The sequence below is a fragment of the Synechococcus sp. CS-1332 genome (genome assembly GCF_025127995.1).
GTDB lineage: Bacteria > Cyanobacteriota > Cyanobacteriia > PCC-6307 > Cyanobiaceae > Cyanobium.
The window spans coordinates 21,996-45,738 of the sequence record NZ_JAHLYP010000014.1 but is presented as its reverse complement, the minus strand read 5'-3'; the positions used below and the strand labels follow the sequence as shown (position 1 = coordinate 45,738).

The window sequence follows — 23,743 nt, the reverse complement described above, 5'->3', positions numbered from 1 at the left end:
TCAGGCCACCAACGGCAAGAGAAGCTCCATCACGGCCCCACCGTCGGGATGGTTGGAGGCCTGGATGCGACCGCCGTGGGTGACGGCGATCTGCTGGACGATGGCCAGCCCCAGACCGCTGCCACCCCGGTCGCTGCGCACCCTGGAGGGATCACCGCGGTAGAAACGCTCAAACATGTGCTCCAGGTCGTCCACGCTCAAGCCAGGGCCTTCGTCGCGGATGGTCAGCGTGCACCACCCCGACGTCGCGTCGATCTCCACCTGCACCGTGCCCCCGTCCGGGCTGTAGCGCAGGGCATTGTCGAGCAGGTTGAGCACGGCCCTGTGCAACCGCGAGCCATCGCCCAACACCGTGAGGGGGGCCTCGGCCGTCAGCTGCAGACGGATCGAACGGCGCTCGGCCAAGGGGCGCAGACCCTGCCAGACCTGTTGCACCAGTTGGGGTAGATCGACGCGGCTGCGCTGGCGCATCCCCTCGGGCAGGGTGTTCTCCAGCCGGGAGAGTTCCATCAGATCGCCGACGAGCCGCTGCAGCCGCAGCAACTCCCGCTGCAGCCGTTCCACCAGCACCGCATTGGCGTCATTGACGTGGGCAGACAGGCTGTCGCCCACCAGCAGCAGGGCCGTGAGGGGCGTCTTGAGTTCGTGGGCCACATCGCTCACCCAGCGCTCTTGCTGCTCCAGCTGCGCTTCGAGCGAACGACGGTTCTGGAGCAGCACCGCCACCCAGCCGCCCTCGCCAGGCAGGACGAACACGGCCAGTTGCTGGTTGCCGGGCTCCCAATCCAAGCGCTGGGGACGCTCCCGACGGCGGGCGTTGCGGATCCCTTCGAGCAGCTGAGGAGAAGGGCAGACTCGCTTGAGCGGTTCCTGACGGCGCAGCCCCGCCCCGGGAACGTCCAGCAGCCGTTCGGCCCGCAGGTTGATCAGCTGGATCCGATCGGCCCCATCGAGAATCAACCAGCCATCGGGAGCCTCGGCGATCCAGCGCATCAGCTGACGAGGTGAAAGTCCGGTCAGGCTCTGCCCGGGCCGGCTGCGGCGGCGGGCCAGCAGCCAACCGAGGGCAAGCCCGACCAGCCCCGCCAGCCACAACCCCATTCAGCCGAAGCGGTAGCCGAAGCCCCGGAAGGTGATCAGATGCTCGGGGGCGGAGGGATTGGCCTCCAGCTTTTCGCGCAGCCAGCGGATGTGGACGTCGACGGTCTTGCTGTCACCGAAGTAGTCGTAGCCCCAGACCCGCTCCAGCAACTTGTCGCGGCTCCAGACGCGGCGGGGGTTCTGCATGAACAGCTCCAGCAGCCGGTATTCCTTGGGCGAAAGATTGATCTCGAGGCCATCGCGGGTGACCCGGCATTCCTCGGGGAAGAGGCTGAGGTTGGCGTGGTGGAACACCTTGGCGCTGACCTCCACGGAGCGGCTGCGGCGCAGCAGGGCCCGGCAGCGGGCCACCAGCTCGCGCAGGCCGAAGGGCTTGATCAGGTAGTCGTCGGCACCCACCTCCAGCCCCAAGACCCGGTCGGTCTCGCTGTCGCGGGCACTGACCACCAGGATCGGGGTCTGGTTGCCGGCGGAGCGCAGCTGGCGGCAGAGATCCAGCCCGCCCAGGCCCGGCAGCATCAGATCCAGCACCACCAGGGAGAACTCCTCGCCCGGCGGGCACTCCTGCAGGGTGCGCAGGGCTTCACGGCCATTGCCACAGGCCGTGACGGAGAACCCCTCCAGAACGAGGACGTCACGGATTGTTTCGCGGATCGTGTCGTCGTCCTCGACAACCAGGAGGGGGGGATGCATCCCGGCATTATCAGGGTCTACGGGGGGCAGATCCCAGAATTGTCTCAACGGCGTGGGAGATAGCTGACCACCAGGCGGCGCTGGCCGTCCAGCTGCAACCAGCCCTCATCACGCAGGGCGCCGATCACGCGGGTGACGGTGACGCGGGTGGTGGCCAGGGCGCTGGCCACCTCCTGGTGGGTGAGGCGCAGGTTGAGGCGCAGACCTGATTCGCAGGGCTGGCCATACTCGCTTGCCAGAAGTTCAAGGAACCCGCGCACCCGTTCATCGACGCGCTTGAGACCCATCAAGGCCAGCAGGGCCTGGCTCTGCTGGATGCGCAGGCCGAGGGCTTCGAGCATGGCCACGGCCAGGGCGCCGTCCTGGCGGATCTCGCTGCAGCTCAGGCAGAGCAGGTCGGTATCGACCAGGGTGGTGGCGGCATAGGCCTCGACGCCGTTGAGGGGATCGCCGAAGGGTTCGTTGGGTCCGGCCAGCCCCAGCAGCATGTCGTCGCCGTTAATCGTGATGGCACTGAGTTTCACCATGCCCCGAACCACAAGCCAGACGTTGTTCTTCAGCAACGGCACATTGCTGCCAGCGCTGACATGGACCAGACTTCGTTTCTGGTAATTGGCTTCGAGAAGTTCGCGGAATCCATCCTTGCTGCCGGATTCACGGGAGGGCGTGAATACCATCGGGAAAAGCGCGTCGGATGCAGCGAACTGTATGCAGCAACACCCGTCAATCGAGCAAAGAGCTGGTAGTGCTTTGGTTAAGAGCTTGGTAAGGGTTGGGCCAACAGGGCAGGTTCGGTGGGGCTGTCGAAGCGTCGTTCGAGCCAGAGGTCCATCCACAGGCTGCGGCGCCGCTCGGGCAGGATCAGCCCATCAGCCCGCTGCCGCCACTGGTCCCAGCAGCCCTGGGCCTTGCGGCGCAACAGGGCGTCAAGCGCAGGCACGCTCTTCGCCAACCCGGACGGCAACTGATCATCGATCGCCTTCTCCAGGACATGGAGATCGTTGAGTTCCCCCAACAGCTCCTGGAGATCCCTCAGTTCGGCCACCCACTGACGGCTGCGGGAGCCGGTGACGGCCCCGAGATTCTCGAGTCCGTAGCGGGCGGTCTTGAGTCGCTTGCGCAGGTCGTGGACGCGTTCCATGTCCCCCTCCCACTCCAGGACGAACCAGCCTGGGTGCTGGAACAGCTCGGCGATCATCGGGGCCTGCCACTCCAGGGTCCACCCCAGCAGCGGCAGCTCCCCCAGGGGTGTGAGCTCGGGATGGCGCAGCCAGGCCTGCAGCTGGGACAGCAGCTTCAGGTACCCGCCGCTCTGCAGGGTGCTCACCACCTGCTCGTAGGCCAGGGCCCGCTCACGCCGCAGCTGCTTCAACACAGGCTTGAGAGCCTTCTGCTCCGCCTCCGGCAACTCCGGCATCAGATCCCTCTCGAGCCGTTCCCTGAGTACATCCAGGTCCCGCGCCATGCCGAGCCGCCGCACTGTCTTGGCCAGTCGGGGGTCAGCGACGGCCTTGGGCAACTGCAGGGCGGGGGCGAACTGGTACAGGCAGGTGCGCAGCCGCCGCAACGCCACCCGCATCTGATGCAGGGGTTCGGGGTCGCTGTCGGCCAGCACGGGCCCCTGCAGCGATGCCAGCTTGTGGGTGAAGCGACCGATCAGATCGACGGCGAACGCTCCGTTACTGAACGGGGGGTCATCGTGCGGGCTGGCCATGGGAGGGGCCCGAAGGCCTCAGCGGGGTGATTTCGAACGGATCTGCTCGAAGCTGCGCCGGATCGCTTCATTGATCGAGAGCCCGATGGGCAGATCGCCCCCGAAGGAGGTGCCGATCAGGTGGCGGTAAAGCTTGGACTCAACCACACGATAGGTGTCCGGAGGCAGGGGGATCACCCCAGCCTTCTCGCTGAACCGCAACCCGCCTTGGACCGTAAAGGTGATGAAGCGACGCACCTCGGGCCGGTCCCTGAGATCCTTGTCGTTGATGTAGACGAACAAAGGGCGCGACAGGGGCACGTAGCGCTCCTGCTGCACGTTGTCGATGGTCGGTGGCCAGGTTCCCTTGGGACCTGTGATGGCGAGCGCCTTCAGCTTGCCGGCCTGGGCGCGATAGTAGGAAAAGCCGAAATAGCCCAGCGCCAGAGGGTTTTTCTCAACACAACGTACAAGAACGTTATCGTCTTCACTGGCGGTGTAATCGGTGCGGGAATTTCGGGAATCCCCATTGATCGCCTTATTGAAGTAATCAAACGTTCCTGAATCGGCCCCCGGGCCGCACAGATTGATCGGCCGATCCGGCCAGGAGGCATTCACCTGCTTCCATCGCTTGATGCGTCCCTGCGCCTTGCGGTTCCACAGGGTGGAGAGCTCGGCCGTGCTGATGCGGCTGGCCCAGCTGTTGCTGGGATGGACCACCACCGAAATGGCATCGAAGGCCAGCGGCAGTTCAATGAAGGTGACCCCCTTGGCAGCGCACGCCTTGAGTTCCTTGGAGCTGATCGGTCGGGAGGAGTTGCTGATCGGAATCTCGCCGCGGCAGAAGCTGCGCATCCCGGCCGAGCTGCCCGTCTCCTTCAGGGCGATGCTGACCGGCCGATCACCCTGGCGCTTCATGAAGGCCTTGGCGGCCTCTTCCATGATCGGGAACACCGTGCTGGAACCTTCGATCCGCACTACCGGAGCCGTCCCCGTCTGGGCCTGGACCGGCAGGGGAGCCAGGGACGGCGCCAGCCAGCCCCCAAGCAGGACGCCGAGGCCGCTGCAGGCCATCACGCCCCTCGACAGAACTGTCGCAGGCAGCTTCAGGACCATGGTTCAAGACCAGCGAAGGACGGACGCTGCGCCGATCCTGCACCAGCAAGCCGAGGGGTTGGGTTAAGGAAAGATTGTGGCTGTATCAGGGAGGGCGCTTTCCACCAGGTGCCACCTCAGCCCTGCCCAGTCCAGTCCTGGAACCAGCCCCGCCGCCAGAGCCACCAGGCCTGGAGCATGGCGATCAGGAGCATCAACAACATGACGAAAGCGTAACCGTAATGCCACTTCAGCTCGGGCATGTTTTCGAAGTTCATGCCGTAGACGCCAACGATGAACGTGAGCGGCGCGAAGATGCTGGTGAGGATGGTGAGGGTCTTCATCACCTGGTTCATCCTGTTGCCCACGCTGGCCGCATAGGACTGGGTGATGGCATCGCACTGATTCCGCAGCGATCCACAGGCCTCGAACAGCTGGTCGACGAGCTCGGCCATGTCCCTGAAGCCTTCCAGCGCCTCGGTGCCCAGCAGTCGTTGCCGCTGGCGAAGCAGCAGACCGATCTGGTGGCGCAGGGGCCAGATCAAGGTGCGAATGATGCGCAGGTTGCTCCTGAATTCGTAGGAGCGGCGCAGGATCAAGGGACGCGGATTGCGCAGGGAGGATTCCTCCAGCGCATCGAGCCTCTGGGACATCGCCTCCAGCATCGGGAACAGATCATCGAGAAGGTCATCGATGACGAAATGCAGGATGTCGTCCAGGTCCCTGTCGGCCACGGACCCCGACTTGGACAGCAGCCAGTCGGTGAGATCCGGGAAGGGATCACCGCCGCAGCCTTCCTCCATGGTGATCAGCAAGCCGGGCAACAGCACCAGGCCCACCTGCTCGCTGACCAGATGGGCCGGGTCCTTGGCGAAGCTGAGCCGGTGCAGCACCACCAGCAGCACATCCTCCAGGCCATTCACCTGGGGCCGCTGGGGCACCTCGAGCAGGGGCGCCAGCAGAACTGCCGGCACCTCCAGGCGATCCAGGAGTTGTTCGATGTAGCGGCGATCTCCGAGCCCCTGGAGACGCAGCCACAGGGGGGTGCCCGCCTGGCGCAGGCTGGCCAGCTGCTCGATGGCGGGTGCGGGGGTCCGCACCGGTCCGGAATCAAGGAACAACACCGCATCGGCCCGGGTGGGCCCGAGTCCGCCATGGACGTAAAGATGGGTGGGAAAGCCCGCCGGACGCTGCTCCAGGCGCTGGGAGTTCAGCGCCCCAGGGGTGAGTCGCACCACGGGGATCCCGGTTGTTGCCATGATTCAACCGCAGCTGCCAGGCGGTGGGAATGGCGCCAGGCGTGGGGCCGAGGCGGTGCCCCCAGGCCTTTACAAGGTCTTAAAACAGTCTGGCTACGCTCAACGACTGCCAGCGACCGTGCGTTGACCAACCAGCCCTCCACGGGACCATCCAACCCCGAACTCGGCCGGCATGAGAGCGATGTGATCTCCCCCATGGAGGCCCATGGCAGCTACCGCGGCAGCGACTGGAGCCCGGAGCGGCTGATGTTTCACCAGAATCTGGAGTCCTTCGCCGACCAGGTGGGGTTGATCGTCGGCCTGCAGGCCAACGGCAAGATGAGCCAGGACGAGGCCTACGCGAAAATCAAGAAGATCTGGAAAGGGCTCAAATTCACCCGGGATTCCCTCTTCGACACCTCCAACGGCTGATCCGTGCCGCCGATCCCGTTCCGCCGATCACCCTGGTGCGGTGATCAAGGCATCGGGTCGTCAGGTTCACAGTTGCTCCGGAACTCCAGGCAGGTGATCAGGGGCTTGCTGCGATCACTCCGGTCGCTGGCGCTGCGGGCCACGATCGCCTCCAGCACCTTCACGGTGGCCGTGATGTTGGGTCCCTTGTTGAGCATCACCGCATCGGCCCGGCCCCCCATGGCCGCATCGGTGATCTCGGCGCGGGTGGGATGGCCGTGCTGGGCCAGCGTGTCGAGCACCTCGGTGGCCCAGATGCAGGGCACATGCGCCGCGGCGCAGATCCGCAGGATCTCCTCCTGAATCGGCGCCAGGGCCTCCCAGCCGCACTCGATCGCCAGATCGCCCCGGGCGATCATCACGCCCACCGGGGCGCCATGGCCCATGGCCGCGAGCAGCAGCCGGGGCAGGTTGAGAAAGGCCTGGCGGGTTTCGATCTTGAGCACCACCGCCAGTTCGCCCCGGCCCCGGTCCTCCAGGCACTGGCGCAGGGTCTGGATATCGGAATCCCTGTGCACGAAGGAATAGCTGATCATGTCGGCGTGCTGCGTCACGAACGCCAGGTCCTCGATGTCCTTGGCGGTGAGGGCCGGCGTGCGCAGGTCGCTGTCGGGGAAATTGATCCCCTTGTCGGAGCGGAGCCGGCTGCCCCTGGCCTGCGCCACGGTGATCGCGAGTCGCACCTCCCGGTCTGACAACCCCCGGATCACGCCGCCAATGCGGCCATCGTCAAAGAGCACCCGCTCACCGAGGCGCAGATCGCCGAACACCTCCGGCAGGGTGCAGGGGAGCGTGCCGCCGCCCTGGTCCGGCTCCGGTGTGAGGCGGATGGCGTCGCCCGGGCGCAGCAGCCGTTCGCCGCTCACGGGCGCCAGCGGCCCCACGACCAGCCGGGCCTTGCCGTGCCGCTGGCGGAACACCAGGCCGGAAGTGAAGTGGCAGGTCTTGTCGGCCTGCAGCAGCAGAACCCCATCGGGGCCGCGTCGAACCACGCTGAGGGTCCGGCGGCGGCCGGAGGCATCCCGCCCCTGCAGGCGATCCCCCTGCTTCAGCCGCTTCACCTTCGACAGACGCGCCGGCAACAGCACGGCTTCCGAGTCCTGCGGCCGGGGCGCGGCTCCAGGCTGCACCGCCAGGATCCTCACCGGTTGGGTGGGTCGCCCCATCCGGTCCCGGGGGGGACGGGCGCGGATCACCGCGGGCTGGAGGGCCAGCTGGCCGGTGCGCAGCTTCGGGCCCGCCAGGTCCATGGCGATCGCGCAGGGGCGGCCCGTGGTCAGCCGGGCCTGGCTGAGGGCCTCCACCATCCGGCCCCAGACCACGGGGTCGTCATGGGCGCAGTTGATGCGGGCGATGGTCATCCCCGCCTCCAGCAGATCGGCGACCAGGGCGGGGCGCTCGGCCGCCTCCGCCGGCAGGGTGACCATGATTCCGGCGACCCCCGCGGCGGCCAGGGCTCCGAATAACCGGTCGCAGTGCTGCTGAAGGACGTCCGGGCCGCCAAGGCCAGAAGGGCCGCCAAGGCCAGAAGGGCCGCGGGGATGGTCCTGCTGCCCAGATGCCGGCGATGGCCCCAGACCCTCGAGCGCTTTGAGGGCGGTGATCACAGCCTCCAGGTTGGAGAGCAGGTGGGCGTCACAATCCGTGAGAGCACAGAGTCCCCGTTGGCGCAGCGCCTTCGGCAGGTCCGGATGGGCATGGCGATGGAAGGCGATGAAATGCAGCAGGTTGCGGGCACTGGCCCGGTAGTCGGGGTGAATGGCCTCCAGGCAGGCGGCCTCCTCCACCTCGATGCGCTCCAGGGTGCTCCTCAGGGACTGCAGCGTGTCAAGCAGCCAATGGGACGGTGCGGGCGTGGGGGCGTTCATGGCAGGAGGACCTCGGTGGCGCTGGCGTCACGCACGGCCACGGCTTCCACACCACAGTGCACGCCCTGCCGACGCAACTCCTCTGCCAGCTGTTCGGCAAGATCGCGGTCGAGGGCCGGGGTGACATGCTCCGCCCCATCAAGCAGAGGGGCCATCGTCCCCGGCGCGCCCCCCAGATGCCTGGCCAGGGACTGCAAGGCCTCGAAGCGACCTTCTTCCCTGGGGGCACCCTGCAGACGCAGGCGCCATCCAGGCGGATCCGGACGGCCCAGCTCGACCCGCCGCAGCTGAGCCAGGGTGGCCAGCACCACCAGCTGGTCGCCCGCCGCCAGCACCAGATCGAGGGAGGGCAACACCAGGGGGGAACCGCGGCCGGGACGCAGCAGATGGATGGTGGTGATTCCGTAGCCCTGCTCGACCCTGGAGAGGTTCAGACCCCACAGAGCATCGCCCTGCTGAATCCGGTAGCGCACCAGCAGATGGTTGGCCCCATCGATCCGGCAGATCTCCTCCACCCGTTCGCCGAACGCCGTGGCCACGACCGCATCGGCCACCAGATCCATGCTGGAGATCACCGCCATGCCGCCGAGCAGGTCGCCGAGCCGTTCGGCCGCCTCGACCGCATGGGAGAGGATCACGTAACGGGCCTCAGGCCAGGACTTCTGCAGCTGGAATGTCTCCTGAAGATTGGCGAGCAGATCGACGGAGAGCAGGCCGATCCCCTCCAGCCGGCAGTGCTGCAGCGCGGCGAGGGCCGCTTCCCAGCGATGGAAGACCACCATCCCCGACCGGTGCAGTGGCGTCACGGGTCGCGTATCGATCCGCAGCACCTGCAGGCCATCCCTGACCAGGTTGTCGGCCACCCGCGCGGCGAGTTCCTCCCCTTCGGCCAGCAGGATCCAGCGGCTGCCACGACGGAAACGGCCGGGATGGCCCAAGCCGAAACGCTCCCGCAGCAACCGTTCCAGGATCACCGCCACCAAGGCGGAGGTGAGCAGGGTGCCCACCAGGGAATACAGCAGGGTGACGCCGATCAGCCAAGGGGCCGCGGCGGCGATGCCGTCCTCCGGGTGCAGCATCACGTTCACCGGATCGACGTACTCCCCCTTCAGCAGGGACAACGTGACGAACATCCCCTGGCGCCAGCCTCCGCCGGCGGAAAACAGGGCCAGGCCGAGGGCCATGATCGCCACGAGTCCCAGCAATCCGCCCTGCTGGAGCCGGCTGCACTGCCGCCACAGCCGCAGCGGTGCCCCCAGGCCGCGGCCAAGGGCCATCCACCGGCCCCTGGCCGTCGTGGCGGGGACGGCATCCGACGAACGGTGGTGGTGTGACCCCATCGGAATCACCTGCAGGGGTCGGGCCTGGTCCGCCGAGGCCTGGCGCAGGCAGCGCTGCTGCCGTCGATCCAGGTCTTTTCCCTCCACCACCAGGTACGACTGACCATCGACGCGGAAGCAGGCTTCCTGGTGGCCAGGCCGCAGGGCCTCGGTGACGGCCCCGGCCGTGAGCAGCAGGGGATCCACCACGGCCACCCCGGGCAAGCGCTCCTCGAGCAGGGCCCCGAGGCTGGCCAGCTGGCCGGAGGAGCGCACCACCAGGTCCGCTGAGGGATTGAGCAACCTCACCTGCAGGGCCGCCTCCATGTTCACCGTGCTCTCGGTGCTCAGCAGCAGCACGGCCCGGGCGGTCTCGACCCCGGCCTGGGAGAGCACATGGGGCAGACGCATATCCCCCAGCACCAGCGTGGAACCGAAGCGTTCCTCCAGGCGGGGATCGCGCCAATCCGGTCGCGCACGATCCAGGCAGCGCAGCGGCACATCAAAGGGAAGCAGGCGCAGCAGGCAGGCCTGGCCGAGGGATCCGAGGCCACAGATCAGCACCGACCCTTCCCTTGGGCAGGACGCCCCGGGAACGGAGGACGGAGTGCTTGCCACCCCGGGATGGGCTGAAGGGTCGGGAATGGAACACTGGCATGCACACCCATCTTCCCAAGCCATCGTTGATGCCGCTTCCCCCGGGTCTTAACCATCCCTGGTGAGGGTGAGGCTGTGCCCATGACCGTGCAGCCATGACCAGCACCCTCGCCCCCGTGATGGGTCTCCCCGAGCCCGGCACCTACGCCGATCCCCAGCGCAACGGCCTGGCGGCGCAGGATCTGCTCGACGGCCTCATCGAGCACCTCTTCTATTCCCTCGGCCGGCGTGTGCAGGAAGCCGACCGCCACGACCTCTACATGGCCCTCAGCTACGCCGTGCGCGACCGGCTGATGACCCGCTACCTGGCGGGTCTCGACGCCATCCTGGCCAGCCCGACCCGGGTGGTGGCCTACCTCTCGGCCGAGTTCCTGATCGGACCCCAGCTCGGCAACAACCTGCTGATGCTCGGCATCCAGAAGGAGGCTGCCGAGGCCCTGCGGCCGTTCGGCATCAACGACATCGAGGAGATCCTCGATGTGGAAGAGGAGCCGGGCCTGGGCAATGGCGGACTGGGTCGTCTGGCCGCCTGTTTCCTCGAATCCCTCGCCTCCCTCGAGATCCCTGCCACCGGCTACGGCATCCGCTACGAGTTCGGCATCTTCGACCAGCTCATCCGCGACGGCTGGCAGGTGGAGATCACCGACAAATGGCTCAAGGGCGGCTGGCCCTGGGAAATCGTCCAGCCCGAGAAGGCGTGCGTCGTGGGCTTCGGCGGCCACACCGAGAGCCACCGCGACGACCACGGCACCTACCGGGTGCGCTGGATCCCGGCCGAGCACGCTCTCGGCATTCCCCACGACGTGCCGGTGCTGGGCTACCGGGTGAACACCTGTAACCGGCTGCGCCTCTGGCGAGCGGAAGCCTGCGAATCCTTCGACTTCCAGACCTTCAACAGCGGCGATTTCTATGGCGCCGTCGAAAGGAAGGTGGGCTCGGAGACCCTCTCCAAGGTGCTCTATCCCAACGACGGCACCGATGCCGGACGGCGCCTGCGCCTGATGCAGCAGCACTTCTTCGTCAGCTGCTCCCTTCAGGACATGATCCGCAGCCTCGATGCCCGTGGCATTCCCATCGAGGACTTCCCCGCCCACTGGGCCGTCCAGCTCAACGACACCCACCCCTCCATCGCCGTCGCCGAGCTGATGCGGCTGCTGCTCGATGACAAGCACCTCGACTGGGAGGCCGCCTGGGCCATCACCACCGCCTGCCTCTCCTATACCAACCACACCCTGCTGCCCGAGGCGCTCGAGAAGTGGGGCCTCGATCTGTTCGGGTCCCTGTTGCCCCGCCACCTCGAGCTGATCTTCGAGATCAACCACCGCTTCCTCCAGCAGGTGCGCCTCAAACACCCCGCCAACGACGCCGTGCTGGGGCGCCTGTCGATCATCGATGAATCGGGCCACAAGGCCATCCGCATGGCCCACCTGGCCACCGTCGGCTCCCACCACGTCAACGGCGTCGCCGCCCTTCACAGCGCCCTGGTCAAACAGGAGCTGTTCCCCGAATTCGCCGCCCTGTGGCCCGGGAAGTTCACCAACGTCACCAACGGCGTGACGCCGCGCCGCTGGCTGGCCCTGGCCAATCCGGCCCTGCATGCCCTGCTCTGCGACAGCATCGGTGACGACTGGCCCGCCCGGCCCCAGGCGCTCCGGCGCCTGGAGGACTTCCAGCGGGATGGGTCCTTCATGGAACGCTGGGCCCAGTGCAAGCTGGCCGCCAAGCAACGCCTGGCTGGCTACATCCACCGGCAGCTGGCCTTGAGCGTCGACCCCGAAAGTCTTTTCGACGTGCAGGTGAAGCGCATCCACGAGTACAAGCGCCAGCACCTCAATGCCCTCCAGGTGATCGCCCAGTACCTGCGCATCAAGAACGGCCTCGCCGATGGCATGGCCCCCCGCACCGTGATCTTCGGCGGCAAGGCCGCACCGGGCTATGCCATGGCCAAGTTGATCATCCGCTTCATCAACGGCATCGCCGATGTCGTCAACGCCGACCCCGACATGGACGGCCGCCTGCGCGTCATCTTCCTGGCCGATTACAACGTCAAGCTCGGCGAGCGTGTCTACCCCGCCGCTGACCTCTCCGAGCAGATCTCCACCGCCGGCCTGGAAGCCTCCGGCACCGGCAACATGAAATTCATGATGAACGGCGCCCTCACCATCGGCACCCTCGATGGCGCCAACGTCGAGATCCGCGAGCAGGTGGGTGATGACAACTTCTTCCTCTTCGGGCGCACCACCGAGGAGATCGCCCAACTGCGTGGCCACTACAGGCCCTGGGAATGGATCGCCGCCGATCCCCTGCTGGCGGAAGTGTTCGACCTGATCGGGCGGGGGCACTTCAGCCAGGGGGACACCGAGCGGTTCCGGCCCCTGACGGACCAGCTGCAGGGGAGCGATCCGTTCTTCGTTCTGGCCGACTTCGCCTCCTACCTGCAGGCCCAGGCCAGCGTCAGCGCCACCTGGGCCGACCGCAGCCGCTGGAATCTGATGGCCCTGCTGAACACGGCCCGCAGCGGCTTCTTCTCCTCCGATCGGGCCATCGGGGAGTACGCCGAGAGGATCTGGGATGTGAAGCCCTCTCCGGTGGCCATGGCGGGCAGACCCTTTCCCAACTGATCCTTAACCGTGCGTCAGCATGGTGGTCCCATCCAGGAGTCCCCCATGACCTCCCCAACCCCAGGCGCCCTGACCACCATGCGGCTCCTGGCCCAGGACCGGGGCCTGCGGACCCTCGCGGCGGGTGAGGTGATCTTCCGGGCCGGCGATATGGGTGCATCGGTGTTCGGCATCGTCGATGGCGAGGTCAGGATCGACTGGGCCGAAGCACGCAACAGTGAGATCCTCGGTCCCGGCAGCAGCTTCGGGGTGGGAGCGCTGCTGGACTACCAGCATCGACGCGTCGGCACCGCCACGGCGTTGCGGGACACGCAGCTGCTGGAAATGGACCGGGAACAGTTCCTGTTCGCCCTTCAGGAACTGCCGATGTTCGCCCTGGAGATGCTCCACAACCTAGAGAGGCGCCTGGGCCACCTTCCGCCTACCGCTGGGGACACCCTCAGCCAGCCACCCCAGGCATGAAGCGCCGCTCGTGGGGGGCTCCCTTGAGCATGCGGTTCCAGTAGATCCAGGGCAGCACGTCCTTCTTCACCACCCACATGCTCCAGCGCTCCTGGGTGGGGTCGAGGGGGAAGGAGGGAACGGGCTGCCCCTCGTAGTTGAACTCGGCCATGATCACGCGCCCGTAGCCGGTGATCAGCGGACAGCAGGCGTAGCCGTCGTAGCGGGCGGCCAAGGGCTGGCCATCGAGGTGGGCCAGCAGGTTGGCCACCAGCACCGGGGCCTGGCCCCGAACCGCGGCGGCGGTCTTGGAGTTGGGCAGCGAGGAGACGTCGCCCAGGGAGAAGACGTTGGGATGGCGCACGTGCTGGGTGGTGAACTTGTCCACCTCCACCCAGCCGCCCGGTCCGGCCACCGCCAGGGGGCTGGAGGCCACCACCTCCGGGGCCGCCATCGGCGGGGTGACATGCAGCATCCCGAAGGGGAGCACCTCTTCGCGCACCGTGTCCCCGTCCTTGACGGCGAAGACCGCCTCCTTGCTGGCGGCGCGGACCTCCTTGAGGGTGTGCTGGTAGCGGGGCTCGATGCCGCGGCGGGCCACCACCTGGCGCAGGGGCTCGGCGAAGGTGGGAATGGCGAAGATCCCCGGTGTGGCCGTGGCGTAGATCACCTTGGTCGCCGCGGCCACCGCTGGCGAACGCTTGAAGACGTCGTCGGCCAGGTACATGATCTTCTGGGGCGCCCCGGCGCACTTGATCGGCGTGTCAGGGAAGGTGAAGATCGCGTTGCCGCCTGAAAAGGACTGGATCGTCTTCCAGGTGTAATCGACCAGATCCTTGGAATAGTTGCTGGTGATGCCATGGCTGCCGAGGGCCTCCGGCAGACCCTTGATCCGGTCCCAGCAGAGTTGGATGCCGGTGGCCACCACGAGCACGTCGTAGTGGAGCGTTTCGCCATCGGAGCAGGCCACGGTGCCGGCCACCGGATCGAAACCGGCGGCGGCGGCGCGGATCCAGCGCACCCCCTCGGGAATCAGATCAGCCTCAGAGCGGCGCGTCTGCTCCAGGGTGAAGACACCAGCGCCCACCAGGGTCCAGCCCGGTTGGTAGTAGTGGTCGGGCGAGGGCTCGAGGATGGCGATCTCCAGGCCCGGCCGCGCCCGCTTGAGCTGGCTGGCCACGGTGAGGCCCGCTGCCCCTCCGCCGACGATCAGGATCTGGTGATGAGCCATGGAACGGAGATCAGACGCGAAGGGCCCGGCAGCGGCGAGGGGAATCGTTTCGGTCCTGTTCCTTCGAGGCACCGAAGCACCAACAGACTGAAGGGAACCACAACCGGTGCTGGGAGATGTTTCTGAAGGTACGCCACGACCATGACGCCAGCCTTGTGGAGGTCCTGAACATCAAGCAATTGTTCAATCCTTTCGAGGAGCGGGTGCAGGCCCGGCTGCACGGCGGCGAAGAGCTCCAGGACCCCGGGAACTTCACCAAGGCCGATCTGATCTTCCCCTCTGGCGAGGCCCTGCCCCGCTGCTGGGTTGATTCCCACTACAAAAGCTGAGGGCCCCCGGGCGCCGGCGTTGCTAAGACGCCTGCATGGCGACCCATTCCCACTCCCCGCACGATCACCAGCGGGGCGCACCCAGGGCCTTCTTCTGGGGGGTGTTGCTCAACAGCGGCCTCTCGGGTCTGCAGCTGGCGATCGGCATCGGCTTCGGCTCCCTGGCCCTGATCGGCGATGCCATTCACAACCTTGGTGACGTGGCCGGGCTGCTGTTCGGCTGGGGGGCCGAACGGCTCAGCGCCCGGCCGGCCACGGCCCGCTTCACCTACGGCTTCGGACGCAGCACCCAGCTGGCCTCGTTGATGAACGCGGCCCTGATCCTGATGGCGGCCGGAGTAGTGATCGTGGAGGGGGTGCAGCGTCTGTTCGATCCGGTGCCGGTGGTGAGCGGCCCGGTGGCCTGGGCGGCGGCGGCCGGGATCGTGGTGAACCTGCTGTCGGCCCGCCTGTTCGGCAGCGGTCACCACCACGATCTGAACCGGCGGGCGGCGGTGGTGCACCTGCTCACCGATGCCGCCGTCTCGGCCGCGGTCCTGGTCAGCGCCGTGCTGGTGGGGCTGGTGGGCTGGATGTGGCTGGATGCCGCCACCGCCATCGGCGTGGGGCTGGCCGTGGCCTGGAGCGGCTGGGAGCTGCTGGGTGAGGCCCTCAGTGCCTCCCTCGACGCCGTGCCACGGGACATCAACCTGGCCGAGGTGGAGGCGGCCCTGCGCAGCCTGCCCGGCGTGGAGAACGTGCACCATCTGCATGTCTGGGGCATGAGCACCTCCCGGACCGCCCTGACGGCCCACCTGGGCCGCGCTCCCGCTGGCGGAGAGGATGGGGAACTGCTGCAGCTGGCCCAGCAACGGCTGGCCGACCTGGGCATCACCCACAGCACGATCCAGATCGAACCGCCCGGGGGCTGCTCGGAGAGCCGGACAACCCGAGAACCGGAGAACCGAACCTCGATAAACTGAACAACCTGTGGTTTGAGCAGAAGCCTTGAGCCAATCGCCTCCACTGCTGCCGACGCACCTGCTGCCCAAGCTGAAAGGGCAGGTCAGGCGGGGCCTTGAGAAGGGCCTCTCCGTTGTCGGTCTTGGGCTGACGAAGCTCGATGCCCCCGGATCACCCGAGCACCGTGCAGCACAGGAGCAACGGGCCCTTCAGCGGCAGATCCTGGAGTCCCACGACCAGCAGTCGATTGCCGATGTGGAGGCGTTGAACGACAGATACCAGACGCCCGTTTTCGGCAGCGTCCGCCCGATGGATCTGTTTCAGATGCTGGGGGAATGCCTCGATCCCACAGACAATCTGCTGGGCTGTGCCAGCCAGTTGACCCACAGCCTGCAGGTCATCGAGGCCATGCGCCGCGATGGCGTTCTGGACGATGATCTGCTGCTGCTGGCCCTGCTGCATGACCTCGGCAAGCTGCTGCTGCTCACCGACGAGGATCCCGCCAATGTGGTCGGAACGAATCGAATCCTGACGCCAAAAGGCAGAACCGGCCTCGACAAGCACATCACCCAGTGGAATCATTGCGAGTTCGGCTACATGCGATTCCAGTCCTTCCTGCCGAGTCATCTCTGCTGGACAATCCGTTATCACGGCCTCAAGGATGAAAATCCCATCGACTACATGGATTCCACCGACAACCAGTATTTCCATGGCACTTTGAAGCGCTTCCGCCATTACGACAAGGCCTCCAAGTCGCTTGAGATCCGACCTGTCACCACGCTGTCGGAGTACAGAAATTTCGTGGAAACCAGATTGCCGGAGTGGATCGTTTTCTGATGGAATTAGATTCGCTCACCCATCAAACGGGAATCAAAGCAACCATTCAGCCTGAACATCGTCACTCACCGCTTTCCTTCTGATCCTGATCATGCGCTTTCTTGTGGTTGGATCCGGTTTTGCAGGCGCTGTGCTGGCAAGGGAAATCGCTGATCACAGCGAGCACCATGTTGACGTGGTCGAAGCAAGAGACCACATCGGCGGCAACTGCTACACGGAAAAAGAATCAGAAACGGGTGTCACTGTTCATCGGTACGGAGCCCATATCTTTCACACCAGCAATCTTGATGTCTGGAAGTACATACATCGGTTCACTGAAATGATGCCTTTCATCAACAGGCCCAAGGCCAGCATCGAAAAGGGAATCTTCAGTCTGCCCGTGAACCTGCACACCATCAACCAATTCTATGCCAAGAAGTTTTCGCCGTTAGAAGCCAGACAATTCATCGACGCGATCCGCCGTCAGGACATCACTGAGCCTCAGAACTTCGAAGAGCAGGCCCTGCACTTCATGGGGGAAGACCTCTACCGTGCCTTTTTCCATGGCTACACCAAAAAGCACTGGGGGTGCGAACCAAGGGAGATTCCAGCCTCCGTGTTAAAACGACTGCCACTGCGCTTCAACTACAACGACAACTACTATTCATCCCTCTATCAAGGCATTCCCAAAGGCGGCTACACAGCCATCTTCGAACGCCTCCTCGATCACCCACGCCTCTCACTGACCCTCAACCATCGCTGGCAACCGGACGATGGCCGCTCCTATGACCACGTCTTCTATTCAGGCCCCCTCGATGGCTTCCATGGTCACCGTAGGGGCCGGCTTGGCTATCGCACAGTGTTCTGGGAAGAACACATCGAAACCGGAGATGTCCTGGGCCATCCAGGCATCAATTTTCCTTCGATGGATGTCAGCTTCACCCGCCGAAGAGAGCACAAGCATTACGAGTACTGGAAGCAATTCGACAAGAGCATCGTGTTCACCGAATACAGCAAGGAAACGGGGCTTGAGGATGAGCCCTACTACCCAAAACGACTCACTGCAGACAAGGCCTTGATGAACGATTATCTGAGCGATTGCATGCAGACTGAACGCACCAGTTTCATGGGCCGGCTGGGTCTGTACACCTACATGGACATGCACCAGGTGATCGCCGAATCCCTTTCCCTGGCTCGAGACTTCATCACCGCGATCGCCGCAGGCCAGCCCAGACCCATCTTCCCCGAGGGCTTTCGCCGCCAACTTGTCGCCTCCGGCAGCCGCCTGAGGCCCTAGAGCTTGTCTCCCCCCCAGAGGGGCCCATCCTCCTCCAACTGAAAGACCAGGCCCCGGTTGCGCTGGGTGATGGCTGGATCCACACCTCTGGAGGGTTCATCGGGGAACAACCTCAGGCTGTTCCAGGCGTACCACTTCAGCGGCAAAGGGCTGACACGGGAGGAGTTCCTCATGCCATCGCAGATCATGTAGTCATACCCGTAGACCACAGGTTGGCTGGTGAGCCAGCCATACAACAGGCGGCAGCCTGCCTGGGTCAGGGTGTAAGCATGGGTGCAGAACAGGGGGCAGCGCACGATGTCCTGAAGCAGCTGCGTTGGCCGAGAAATCACTCGGCTGGAGGCTGACTTCAGGCGAGGATGTCGCTGGAGAAAGCGAAAAAGACTTGGGGTGGGCAGATGCTTGTAAAGGAGCTGGGAGCCGAGAAAGAGGACATCCCAATCCATTGGGGTGGCGCGATAAAACGCCTCTGCATGGCTTGTCCAGATGGGAGGAAAGACAACATCATCCTCAAAGATATGGACCAATGGCAGCTCGTGCTGGATGGCATGGGCCAGCAGACCAAGATGGGAGAGCAACGCCCCCTGGGAACCACGGCGGGCCGGAAATCGATCCACATCGATCAGTGTTCCCAGCCCGTGGGTCTCGAAGAGCGCTTCGAGATTCTCCGATTGGGCATCCACCGCAGGCCAGATCGAAACTTGCTCAAAGCCGGCGCCCCGGAGCCGATCGAGCAACCCCTCACGGCGATCGTCACGGCGCTCCAGATTGATGCAGAAGGCGGGAGCTCGCTGAAGCTCTTCCCATTCCAAGATGGAAACCTCTTCCCTTTTCAAAGCTTAAGGGATTGTGATCGTATTGGCAACGACTCTTGGACCTGGACGAGACTTCGGAGATGAATGCCTGCCAAAGAGCCCGCTTCTATTCATCCGAAGGGCAAATCGAAATATTGTTTGGAGAATCGGCCCATGCCAAGGCTAAGCAGGTCATCCAAGCGTTGATTATCGGCGACGACATCCCGATCACGCAATTGCCTGGCAACATACTCGCGGCCCATTGCACTTCGATCAGGCATGAACCCTGTCAGAAACTGCATCAGTCGGTCCAATCTCCTTCCCTGGCGCAAGGGCAGACCCAACTGGACCAGACGATGGTAGAGAAGAAGCGCGTTGAGTCGCCGAGATGATACTCCTTCATTGACAAGCTCTCGATACATGACGGGAGCAAGAAGCGATTCCGGGAGAGGAGCCGAAAGGATGGATGCAAGCTTGCCCATGAAGATCATCGGGGCTGCCTGGAGCTCCTCGAAAAGAAGGACATGCACCTTCGGGAAGAGACTTGCATAGAAAGAATAGATGGCCGAGTATCGGAAATGATCAGGTATCATGAAAGACTGATGATTGATAAACCTACCGCTGATGTGTGGATTTTTACCATCAAACCATTCAGCCAAGGTCATCCCTTCGTGGGAAGAATGGAGGAAATTCCGATCCAGATGTCCTGTGAAACGCCCCACTTTCACGAACTGATTGTACAAAGAGCAGATCATATCCAGCTGGCCACGTAGGACGAGTAGAATTTCTGCGTTTGGAAAAATCTCGGCCAGTCTTCGTGCCACCGTACCCCGGTTCATATAATTGTACTCGGGATGCCCGGAGAACTCCTCCTCAGAAAGGATCAAACCCGATGCGCCAGTAGACACCATGCGATCGCAAATCAACCTCAACTCTTGGCGAATCTCTGAACTCTGATACAGGGTGTCGTCCCCATAGATTAGGCGATTGAACGCGGAGTTGTAGCCCAGGTACGACTTGCCAAGAAATTCATACTGAGTGAATGAGGGAAATACTTTCTGCTGCAGAAATGTTGAAGCCGTTTTATGGAGGCCCACATGGATCAGAATTCTCCTTCCCTTCATCAGGTCAATGATGTCATCCTTGGCCACACCAGCCTCATATCAAGAGGATGACCAGCCTATCATTATGGCGACCGTTCTTCGAGATGACGGAGAAAGCAAATTGGTGACTGGTTGAAAGTAAAGGAGTGGCAGGCAGGATCTATTTCATGCCATGTTCATCGCATACCATCCGTCGACCGGTCGCGATTGGAATTTCGTGCTGCCAGGCGAAAGGAACACGCCTCAGCCCTCCTGCTCCATCCGGCTCGCCTTCTTGTCCTGCTCCAGGACCTGCTCCACCAGGATCTTGAGCAGCAACGACACGATCGCCACACCCCCCAGCACCATCGCCGCGCCGAAGGCCAGTTCGGTCTGGTAGTTCTTGTAGGCGTCCTCCACGAACAGTGGCAGGGTCTGGGTCTGGCCCTCGATGTTGCCGCTGACTACCGCCACGGCCCCGAATTCCCCCAGGGCCCTGGCGGTGGTGAGGATCAGGCCATAGAGGGCGGCCCAGCGCACCGAGGGGAGCGTCACCTTCCAGAACACCTGCCAGTCCGTGGCGCCGAGGGTGCGGGCGGCCTCCTCCTGGTCCCAGCCCTCCTCCTCCAGCAACGGGATCACCTCCCGGGCCATGAACGGGAAAGTGACGATGATCGTGGCCAGCACGATTCCCGGCCAGGAGAAGATGATGCGCCAGCCCAGACTGTCCACCACACCCCCCAGCAACCCGTGGTTGGGGCTGTAGAGCAGCACCAGCATCAGGCCCACCACCACCGGCGAGATCGAGAAGGGCAGGTCGATGACGCTGAGCAGCAACGCCTTGCCGCGAAACTCACGGCGGGCGATGGCGGTGGCTGCAGCCAGCCCGAAGATGACGTTGCAGGGCACGGCCACGGCGGTGGCGAACAGGGTGAGCCTCAGGGCCGAGAGCAGTTCTGGGGAACGGAAGTTCTCCAGGAAGGGGCCCACCCCCTTGGCGAAGGCCGAGACCACCACACTCAGGGCCGGCAGCAGGATCACCACCCCCACATAGAGGCAGGCGATCAGCGGTATCAGGATCCCCGGCAGGTCGAGGCCTCGGCGGCGTGACCTTTTCCCTGGTTCGGGAGTGGGCCTGGGGGTCTCCAGGGTGGGGACGACGATGGTCATGGCGGTCGAAACAGCAGAAAAGGAGCTGGAGGGAAATCAGGCCTGATTGCCCTGGTAGCGCTGGCCCCAGACCTGCAGCAGATTGATCACCAGCAGGCTGAACAGGGAGAAGATCAACATCACCGAACCGATCACGGTGGCGGCCTCAAAGTCGTACTCCTCGAGTTTCTGGATGATCAGGGTGGGGGTGATCAGGTCCTTGAAGGGCACGTTGCTGGAGATCATCACCACCGAGCCGTATTCCCCCACGGCCCGGCTGTAGCCCTGGGCCACCCCGCCGAGGATCGCCGGCAGCAGCTGGGGCAGCACCACCCGCACGGTGGTCTGCAATGGCGAGGCCCCCAGGCACCAGGAGGCTTCCTCCTGCTCCTTCTCCAGGGAACGCAGCACAGGCTCCACCGTCCGCACCACGAAGGGCAGCGAGATGAACACCATCGCCACCGTCACCCCGGGGGCGGCAAAGGCCACCTTGAGGCCGAAGGCCTCATTCAGCGGTTGCCCCAGCCAGCCGTTGGTGCTGTACACGGCCGTGAGCGCCAACCCGGCCACGGCGGTGGGCAGGGCGAAGGGCAGATCGATCAGGGCATCCAGCAGCCGCTGGCCGGGAAAGCGGCTGCGCACCAGGGCCGAGGCCACCACCAGACCGAACACACCATTGATCAGGCTGGCCACCAGGGCGAGGCCGAAGCTGACCCGGTAGGTGGCGAGGGCCTCCGGGGTTGTGGCCATCTCCCAGAACCCGACGGGCCCCACGCGGGCGGCCTTGAGCAGCATGGCCCCCAGGGGCAGGAAGAGGATCAGGCCCAGGTAGGTCCAGGTGATGCGCCAGGGCCAGCTGGGCAGGCTCAGGGCAGGCGGGCGCCAGCGGCGCAGCGGGGCGGGGGTCATCGGGGCGCCGGATCGGCGGGGTGGCGCTGACCGTATCACCGTAGCCGGCTTAAAGCGCGGTTCAGCGGTGTGTTTACCGGTATAGTCGGCACTCCACCGCCACCCAGGCCGCTCCGATGGGCATTCGCGTCGCCAACGTCAGCAAGAGCTTCGGCGATTTCCGCGCCGTGGACGACGTCAGCGTCGACGTGGAAAGCGGCTCCCTGGTGGCCCTGCTGGGGCCGTCCGGATCGGGCAAGAGCACCCTGCTGCGCCTGATCGCTGGCCTGGAGGAGGCCGATGTCGGTCGCATCTGGATCACCGGCGAGGAGGCCACCGAGCGCTCGGTGCAGGAGCGCCAGGTGGGCTTCGTGTTCCAGCACTTCGCCCTGTTCAAGCACCGCAATGTGCGCCGCAACGTGGCCTTCGGCCTCGAGCTGCGCCGCTGGAAGCCCGAGGCGATCCGCCGCCGGGTGGACGAGCTGCTCGACCTGGTGCACCTGCGGGGCTATGGCAGCCGCTTCCCCTCCCAGCTCTCCGGCGGCCAGCGCCAGCGGGTGGCCCTGGCCCGGGCCCTGGCGGTGCAGCCCCAGGTGCTGCTGCTCGATGAACCCTTCAGCGCCCTCGATGCCAAGGTGCGCAAGGAGCTGCGCGCCTGGTTGCGCAATCTCCACGACGAGATGCACGTCACCACCGTGATCGTGACCCACGACCAGGAGGAAGCCATGGAGGTGGCCGATCGGATCGTGGTGATGAACGAAGGGCGGGTGGAGCAGATCGGCTCTCCTGCAGAGATCTACGACCATCCAGCCTCCCCCTTCGTGATGAGCTTCGTGGGCGCCGTCAACGAGCTACCCAGCGGCGCCCTGCCCGTGCGGCGCGATGCCGTGCCGCCGCTGCCGTCGGACGGGCGGATCTTCGTTCGCCCCCACCACGTGCAGGTGCATGCCACTCCCCAGCCGGGCACCGTTCCGGCACGCCTGCGGCGCCTCACCCACATGGGCCGCGACCTGCAGGCGGAACTGGTGCTTGACACGGAAGAAGTGGTGGTGGCCCAGTTCCCCCGTGAGGAGGTCGACTACGACAACCTGAAGCCCGGCGACCGACTGCATGTGATCAGCCGCCAGGCCCACGCCTTCCAGCCGGATTATTCGATCTGAGCCGCAAGCCGGGCATCGGCGAGGTACTGGGCGACGGCCAGGGGGTCCTGGTGGCGCAGCAGCTCACCGTTGCGGAAGACGAGGGTGAAGCGCTGGGGCTGGGGCTCGCTGAGCCTGGAGCGGAAGTACTGGGCGGCCATGGGTATCGGGGTGCTGGGATGGATGGGTGTTGGAAAGGATGGGTGGGGGTTGAGAAGGGGTGCGAAATCTCTCTGGCGCCTCAGGGGATGCTGACCATCAGGTCGGTGTCACTCACCTGATGCAGCAGGCCGAGGCGCTTGAAATGGTTGAGGGTCTTGGTGACCGTCACCCGGGTGAGGCCGCAGATCTCCGCCAGGGCCTGATGGGTGAGGTTCATGTCCCGCAGGGACAGCCGGTAGCCGCGGCTGCTCACCTGCCCGAAGCGGATGCCGATCCAGCGCAGCAGCCTCAGCAGCCGCGAGTCGGCGCCCCGGACCCGGTTGATCTCGAACAGTTCTTCGGTGTTGCGGATCTGGTGGTGCAGAAAAGCGAGGATCTCGGCCTCGCTGGGATGGCCCTGCTCCACCACGACGGTGGACAGGCACTGGATCTCCACCGGCCGCAGGGCTGAGTAGGCATTGGTCACCCAGTCGCCCGGGCCCCAGAGACCCAGGGTGAAGGACTCGCCTTCCTCGTCGTGGGACGCGGTGCGGATGTAGCCGTCCTGGATTCTCCAGTGCAGCCCATCGGGCAGGACGTCATGGGGCAGGAGCGTGAGGCGGAGAGCCTGGGGTGGGCGTGAGGTGGTCATGGCCGCAGGAAAGAAGGGATGGGGTCGGGGTCATCTGGGCAGGGCAAACGGCCAGCGATCCGCTGGCAACAGGCATTCGCCGACAA

The 23,743-nt window shown here is 64.9% G+C and carries 23 protein-coding genes; 8 read left to right on the top strand and 15 right to left on the bottom strand.

Annotated elements, in window-relative coordinates:
* The 6 genes from KQ305_RS02550 to corA all read right to left on the bottom strand — a co-directional run bounded on the left by KQ305_RS02550 (position 1) and on the right by corA (position 5,841).
* Positions 1–1,101: a cell wall metabolism sensor histidine kinase WalK gene (locus tag KQ305_RS02550; protein WP_259723883.1), complete on the bottom strand. Its 1,101-nt coding sequence runs from the start codon at positions 1,099–1,101 to the stop codon at positions 1–3.
* Complete coding sequence (locus KQ305_RS02545; protein WP_259723882.1) at positions 1,102–1,794, bottom strand: response regulator transcription factor; 693 nt, start codon at positions 1,792–1,794, stop codon at positions 1,102–1,104.
* A gap of 44 nt (positions 1,795–1,838) precedes the next feature.
* Positions 1,839–2,471: a Crp/Fnr family transcriptional regulator gene (locus KQ305_RS02540; RefSeq protein WP_259723881.1), complete on the bottom strand. Its 633-nt coding sequence runs from the start codon at positions 2,469–2,471 to the stop codon at positions 1,839–1,841.
* A 77-nt stretch (positions 2,472–2,548) separates the two neighbouring features.
* Positions 2,549–3,508, bottom strand: coding sequence for a CHAD domain-containing protein (locus tag KQ305_RS02535; RefSeq protein WP_259723880.1), 960 nt, complete (start codon positions 3,506–3,508; stop codon positions 2,549–2,551).
* An 18-nt stretch (positions 3,509–3,526) separates the two neighbouring features.
* Positions 3,527–4,603 carry a PstS family phosphate ABC transporter substrate-binding protein gene (locus KQ305_RS02530; RefSeq protein WP_259723879.1) on the bottom strand — a complete coding sequence of 359 codons (1,077 nt, stop codon included), beginning with the start codon at positions 4,601–4,603 and terminating at the stop codon, positions 3,527–3,529.
* A 116-nt stretch (positions 4,604–4,719) separates the two neighbouring features.
* Positions 4,720–5,841: a magnesium/cobalt transporter CorA gene (corA, locus tag KQ305_RS02525; protein ID WP_259723878.1), complete on the bottom strand. Its 1,122-nt coding sequence runs from the start codon at positions 5,839–5,841 to the stop codon at positions 4,720–4,722.
* A gap of 123 nt (positions 5,842–5,964) precedes the next feature.
* On the opposite strand from corA, the gene KQ305_RS02520 reads away from it, so the two are divergent.
* Positions 5,965–6,252, top strand: coding sequence for a hypothetical protein (locus KQ305_RS02520; RefSeq protein WP_259723877.1), 288 nt, complete (start codon positions 5,965–5,967; stop codon positions 6,250–6,252).
* Positions 6,253–6,296: 44 nt separating this feature from the next.
* Here KQ305_RS02520 and KQ305_RS02515 read toward each other — a convergent pair whose 3' ends face one another.
* Positions 6,297–8,159 carry a pyruvate kinase gene (locus KQ305_RS02515; RefSeq protein WP_259723876.1) on the bottom strand — a complete coding sequence of 621 codons (1,863 nt, stop codon included), beginning with the start codon at positions 8,157–8,159 and terminating at the stop codon, positions 6,297–6,299.
* A complete protein-coding gene (locus KQ305_RS02510) occupies positions 8,156–10,096 on the bottom strand; it encodes an NAD-binding protein (protein WP_259723875.1) in 1,941 nt (646 codons plus the stop codon). Before KQ305_RS02510 ends, KQ305_RS02515 begins: the two co-directional genes overlap by 4 nt.
* Before the next feature lie 134 nt (positions 10,097–10,230).
* On the opposite strand from KQ305_RS02510, the gene KQ305_RS02505 reads away from it, so the two are divergent.
* On the top strand, positions 10,231–12,756 hold the full coding sequence (locus tag KQ305_RS02505; RefSeq protein ID WP_259723874.1) for a glycogen/starch/alpha-glucan phosphorylase: 2,526 nt from the start codon (positions 10,231–10,233) through the stop codon (positions 12,754–12,756).
* 45 nt (positions 12,757–12,801) lie between these two features.
* The gene (locus KQ305_RS02500; protein ID WP_259723873.1) at positions 12,802–13,218 is read left to right on the top strand and encodes a cyclic nucleotide-binding domain-containing protein; all 417 of its coding nucleotides are present in this window, start codon (positions 12,802–12,804) and stop codon (positions 13,216–13,218) included.
* Here the strand turns inward: KQ305_RS02500 and KQ305_RS02495 are convergent.
* A complete protein-coding gene (locus tag KQ305_RS02495; RefSeq protein ID WP_259723872.1) occupies positions 13,196–14,428 on the bottom strand; it encodes an FAD/NAD(P)-binding oxidoreductase in 1,233 nt (410 codons plus the stop codon). The two genes, KQ305_RS02500 and KQ305_RS02495, sit on opposite strands and share 23 nt — an antisense overlap.
* Before the next feature lie 116 nt (positions 14,429–14,544).
* On the opposite strand from KQ305_RS02495, the gene KQ305_RS02490 reads away from it, so the two are divergent.
* The 4 genes from KQ305_RS02490 (at position 14,545) to KQ305_RS02475 (ending at position 17,812) form a co-directional block, all read left to right on the top strand.
* Positions 14,545–14,757 (top strand): acetyltransferase, encoded by a 213-nt coding sequence (locus KQ305_RS02490; protein ID WP_259723871.1) that lies wholly within the window; start codon positions 14,545–14,547, stop codon positions 14,755–14,757.
* A 35-nt stretch (positions 14,758–14,792) separates the two neighbouring features.
* The gene (locus KQ305_RS02485) at positions 14,793–15,719 is read left to right on the top strand and encodes a cation diffusion facilitator family transporter (RefSeq protein WP_259723870.1); all 927 of its coding nucleotides are present in this window, start codon (positions 14,793–14,795) and stop codon (positions 15,717–15,719) included.
* A 25-nt stretch (positions 15,720–15,744) separates the two neighbouring features.
* Positions 15,745–16,536 (top strand): inositol oxygenase family protein, encoded by a 792-nt coding sequence (locus KQ305_RS02480; RefSeq protein WP_259723869.1) that lies wholly within the window; start codon positions 15,745–15,747, stop codon positions 16,534–16,536.
* Between the two features lie 91 nt (positions 16,537–16,627).
* Entirely contained in the window at positions 16,628–17,812 is a 1,185-nt protein-coding gene (locus tag KQ305_RS02475) for a UDP-galactopyranose mutase (RefSeq protein WP_259723868.1), read from the top strand.
* Here KQ305_RS02475 and KQ305_RS02470 read toward each other — a convergent pair.
* From KQ305_RS02470 to cysT, 4 genes are all read right to left on the bottom strand, one after another.
* Positions 17,809–18,549, bottom strand: a complete 741-nt coding sequence (locus KQ305_RS02470; protein ID WP_259723954.1) for a glycosyltransferase family 25 protein — start codon at positions 18,547–18,549, stop codon at positions 17,809–17,811. The genes KQ305_RS02475 and KQ305_RS02470 overlap by 4 nt on opposite strands.
* A gap of 188 nt (positions 18,550–18,737) precedes the next feature.
* A complete protein-coding gene (locus KQ305_RS02465) occupies positions 18,738–19,757 on the bottom strand; it encodes a hypothetical protein (protein WP_259723867.1) in 1,020 nt (339 codons plus the stop codon).
* 195 nt (positions 19,758–19,952) lie between these two features.
* Positions 19,953–20,858 (bottom strand): sulfate ABC transporter permease subunit CysW, encoded by a 906-nt coding sequence (cysW, locus tag KQ305_RS02460; protein ID WP_259723866.1) that lies wholly within the window; start codon positions 20,856–20,858, stop codon positions 19,953–19,955.
* Positions 20,859–20,894: 36 nt separating this feature from the next.
* Complete coding sequence (gene cysT / locus KQ305_RS02455; RefSeq protein ID WP_259723865.1) at positions 20,895–21,746, bottom strand: sulfate ABC transporter permease subunit CysT; 852 nt, start codon at positions 21,744–21,746, stop codon at positions 20,895–20,897.
* 116 nt (positions 21,747–21,862) lie between these two features.
* Here cysT and KQ305_RS02450 point away from each other — a divergent pair, with 116 nt between their 5' ends.
* Positions 21,863–22,885 carry a sulfate/molybdate ABC transporter ATP-binding protein gene (locus KQ305_RS02450; RefSeq protein WP_259723864.1) on the top strand — a complete coding sequence of 341 codons (1,023 nt, stop codon included), beginning with the start codon at positions 21,863–21,865 and terminating at the stop codon, positions 22,883–22,885.
* Here the strand turns inward: KQ305_RS02450 and KQ305_RS02445 are convergent.
* Together KQ305_RS02445 and KQ305_RS02440 are read right to left on the bottom strand one after the other, a co-directional pair.
* The gene (locus KQ305_RS02445) at positions 22,873–23,025 is read right to left on the bottom strand and encodes a hypothetical protein (protein ID WP_259723863.1); all 153 of its coding nucleotides are present in this window, start codon (positions 23,023–23,025) and stop codon (positions 22,873–22,875) included. The genes KQ305_RS02450 and KQ305_RS02445 overlap by 13 nt on opposite strands.
* 80 nt (positions 23,026–23,105) lie before the next feature.
* Entirely contained in the window at positions 23,106–23,657 is a 552-nt protein-coding gene (locus KQ305_RS02440; RefSeq protein ID WP_259723862.1) for a Crp/Fnr family transcriptional regulator, read from the bottom strand.
* Positions 23,658–23,743: the final 86 nt, after the last annotated feature.

Excerpts from the sequence above, each read along its gene's own strand:
- KQ305_RS02515 (WP_259723876.1), bottom strand. The coding sequence starts at position 8,159 with ATGAACGCCCCCACGCCCGCACCGTCCCATTGGCTGCTTGACACGCTG.
- cysW (WP_259723866.1), bottom strand. The coding sequence starts at position 20,858 with ATGACCATCGTCGTCCCCACCCTGGAGACCCCCAGGCCCACTCCCGAA.
- KQ305_RS02490 (WP_259723871.1), top strand. The coding sequence starts at position 14,545 with ATGTTTCTGAAGGTACGCCACGACCATGACGCCAGCCTTGTGGAGGTC.
- KQ305_RS02485 (WP_259723870.1), top strand. The coding sequence starts at position 14,793 with ATGGCGACCCATTCCCACTCCCCGCACGATCACCAGCGGGGCGCACCC.
- KQ305_RS02500 (WP_259723873.1), top strand. The coding sequence starts at position 12,802 with ATGACCTCCCCAACCCCAGGCGCCCTGACCACCATGCGGCTCCTGGCC.
- KQ305_RS02445 (WP_259723863.1), bottom strand. The coding sequence starts at position 23,025 with ATGGCCGCCCAGTACTTCCGCTCCAGGCTCAGCGAGCCCCAGCCCCAG.
- KQ305_RS02475 (WP_259723868.1), top strand. The coding sequence starts at position 16,628 with ATGCGCTTTCTTGTGGTTGGATCCGGTTTTGCAGGCGCTGTGCTGGCA.
- KQ305_RS02550 (WP_259723883.1), bottom strand. The coding sequence starts at position 1,101 with ATGGGGTTGTGGCTGGCGGGGCTGGTCGGGCTTGCCCTCGGTTGGCTG.
- KQ305_RS02450 (WP_259723864.1), top strand. The coding sequence starts at position 21,863 with ATGGGCATTCGCGTCGCCAACGTCAGCAAGAGCTTCGGCGATTTCCGC.
- KQ305_RS02535 (WP_259723880.1), bottom strand. The coding sequence starts at position 3,508 with ATGGCCAGCCCGCACGATGACCCCCCGTTCAGTAACGGAGCGTTCGCC.
- KQ305_RS02545 (WP_259723882.1), bottom strand. The coding sequence starts at position 1,794 with ATGCATCCCCCCCTCCTGGTTGTCGAGGACGACGACACGATCCGCGAA.
- KQ305_RS02540 (WP_259723881.1), bottom strand. The coding sequence starts at position 2,471 with ATGGTATTCACGCCCTCCCGTGAATCCGGCAGCAAGGATGGATTCCGC.
- corA (WP_259723878.1), bottom strand. The coding sequence starts at position 5,841 with ATGGCAACAACCGGGATCCCCGTGGTGCGACTCACCCCTGGGGCGCTG.
- KQ305_RS02495 (WP_259723872.1), bottom strand. The coding sequence starts at position 14,428 with ATGGCTCATCACCAGATCCTGATCGTCGGCGGAGGGGCAGCGGGCCTC.
- KQ305_RS02530 (WP_259723879.1), bottom strand. The coding sequence starts at position 4,603 with ATGGTCCTGAAGCTGCCTGCGACAGTTCTGTCGAGGGGCGTGATGGCC.
- KQ305_RS02440 (WP_259723862.1), bottom strand. The coding sequence starts at position 23,657 with ATGACCACCTCACGCCCACCCCAGGCTCTCCGCCTCACGCTCCTGCCC.
- KQ305_RS02505 (WP_259723874.1), top strand. The coding sequence starts at position 10,231 with ATGACCAGCACCCTCGCCCCCGTGATGGGTCTCCCCGAGCCCGGCACC.
- cysT (WP_259723865.1), bottom strand. The coding sequence starts at position 21,746 with ATGACCCCCGCCCCGCTGCGCCGCTGGCGCCCGCCTGCCCTGAGCCTG.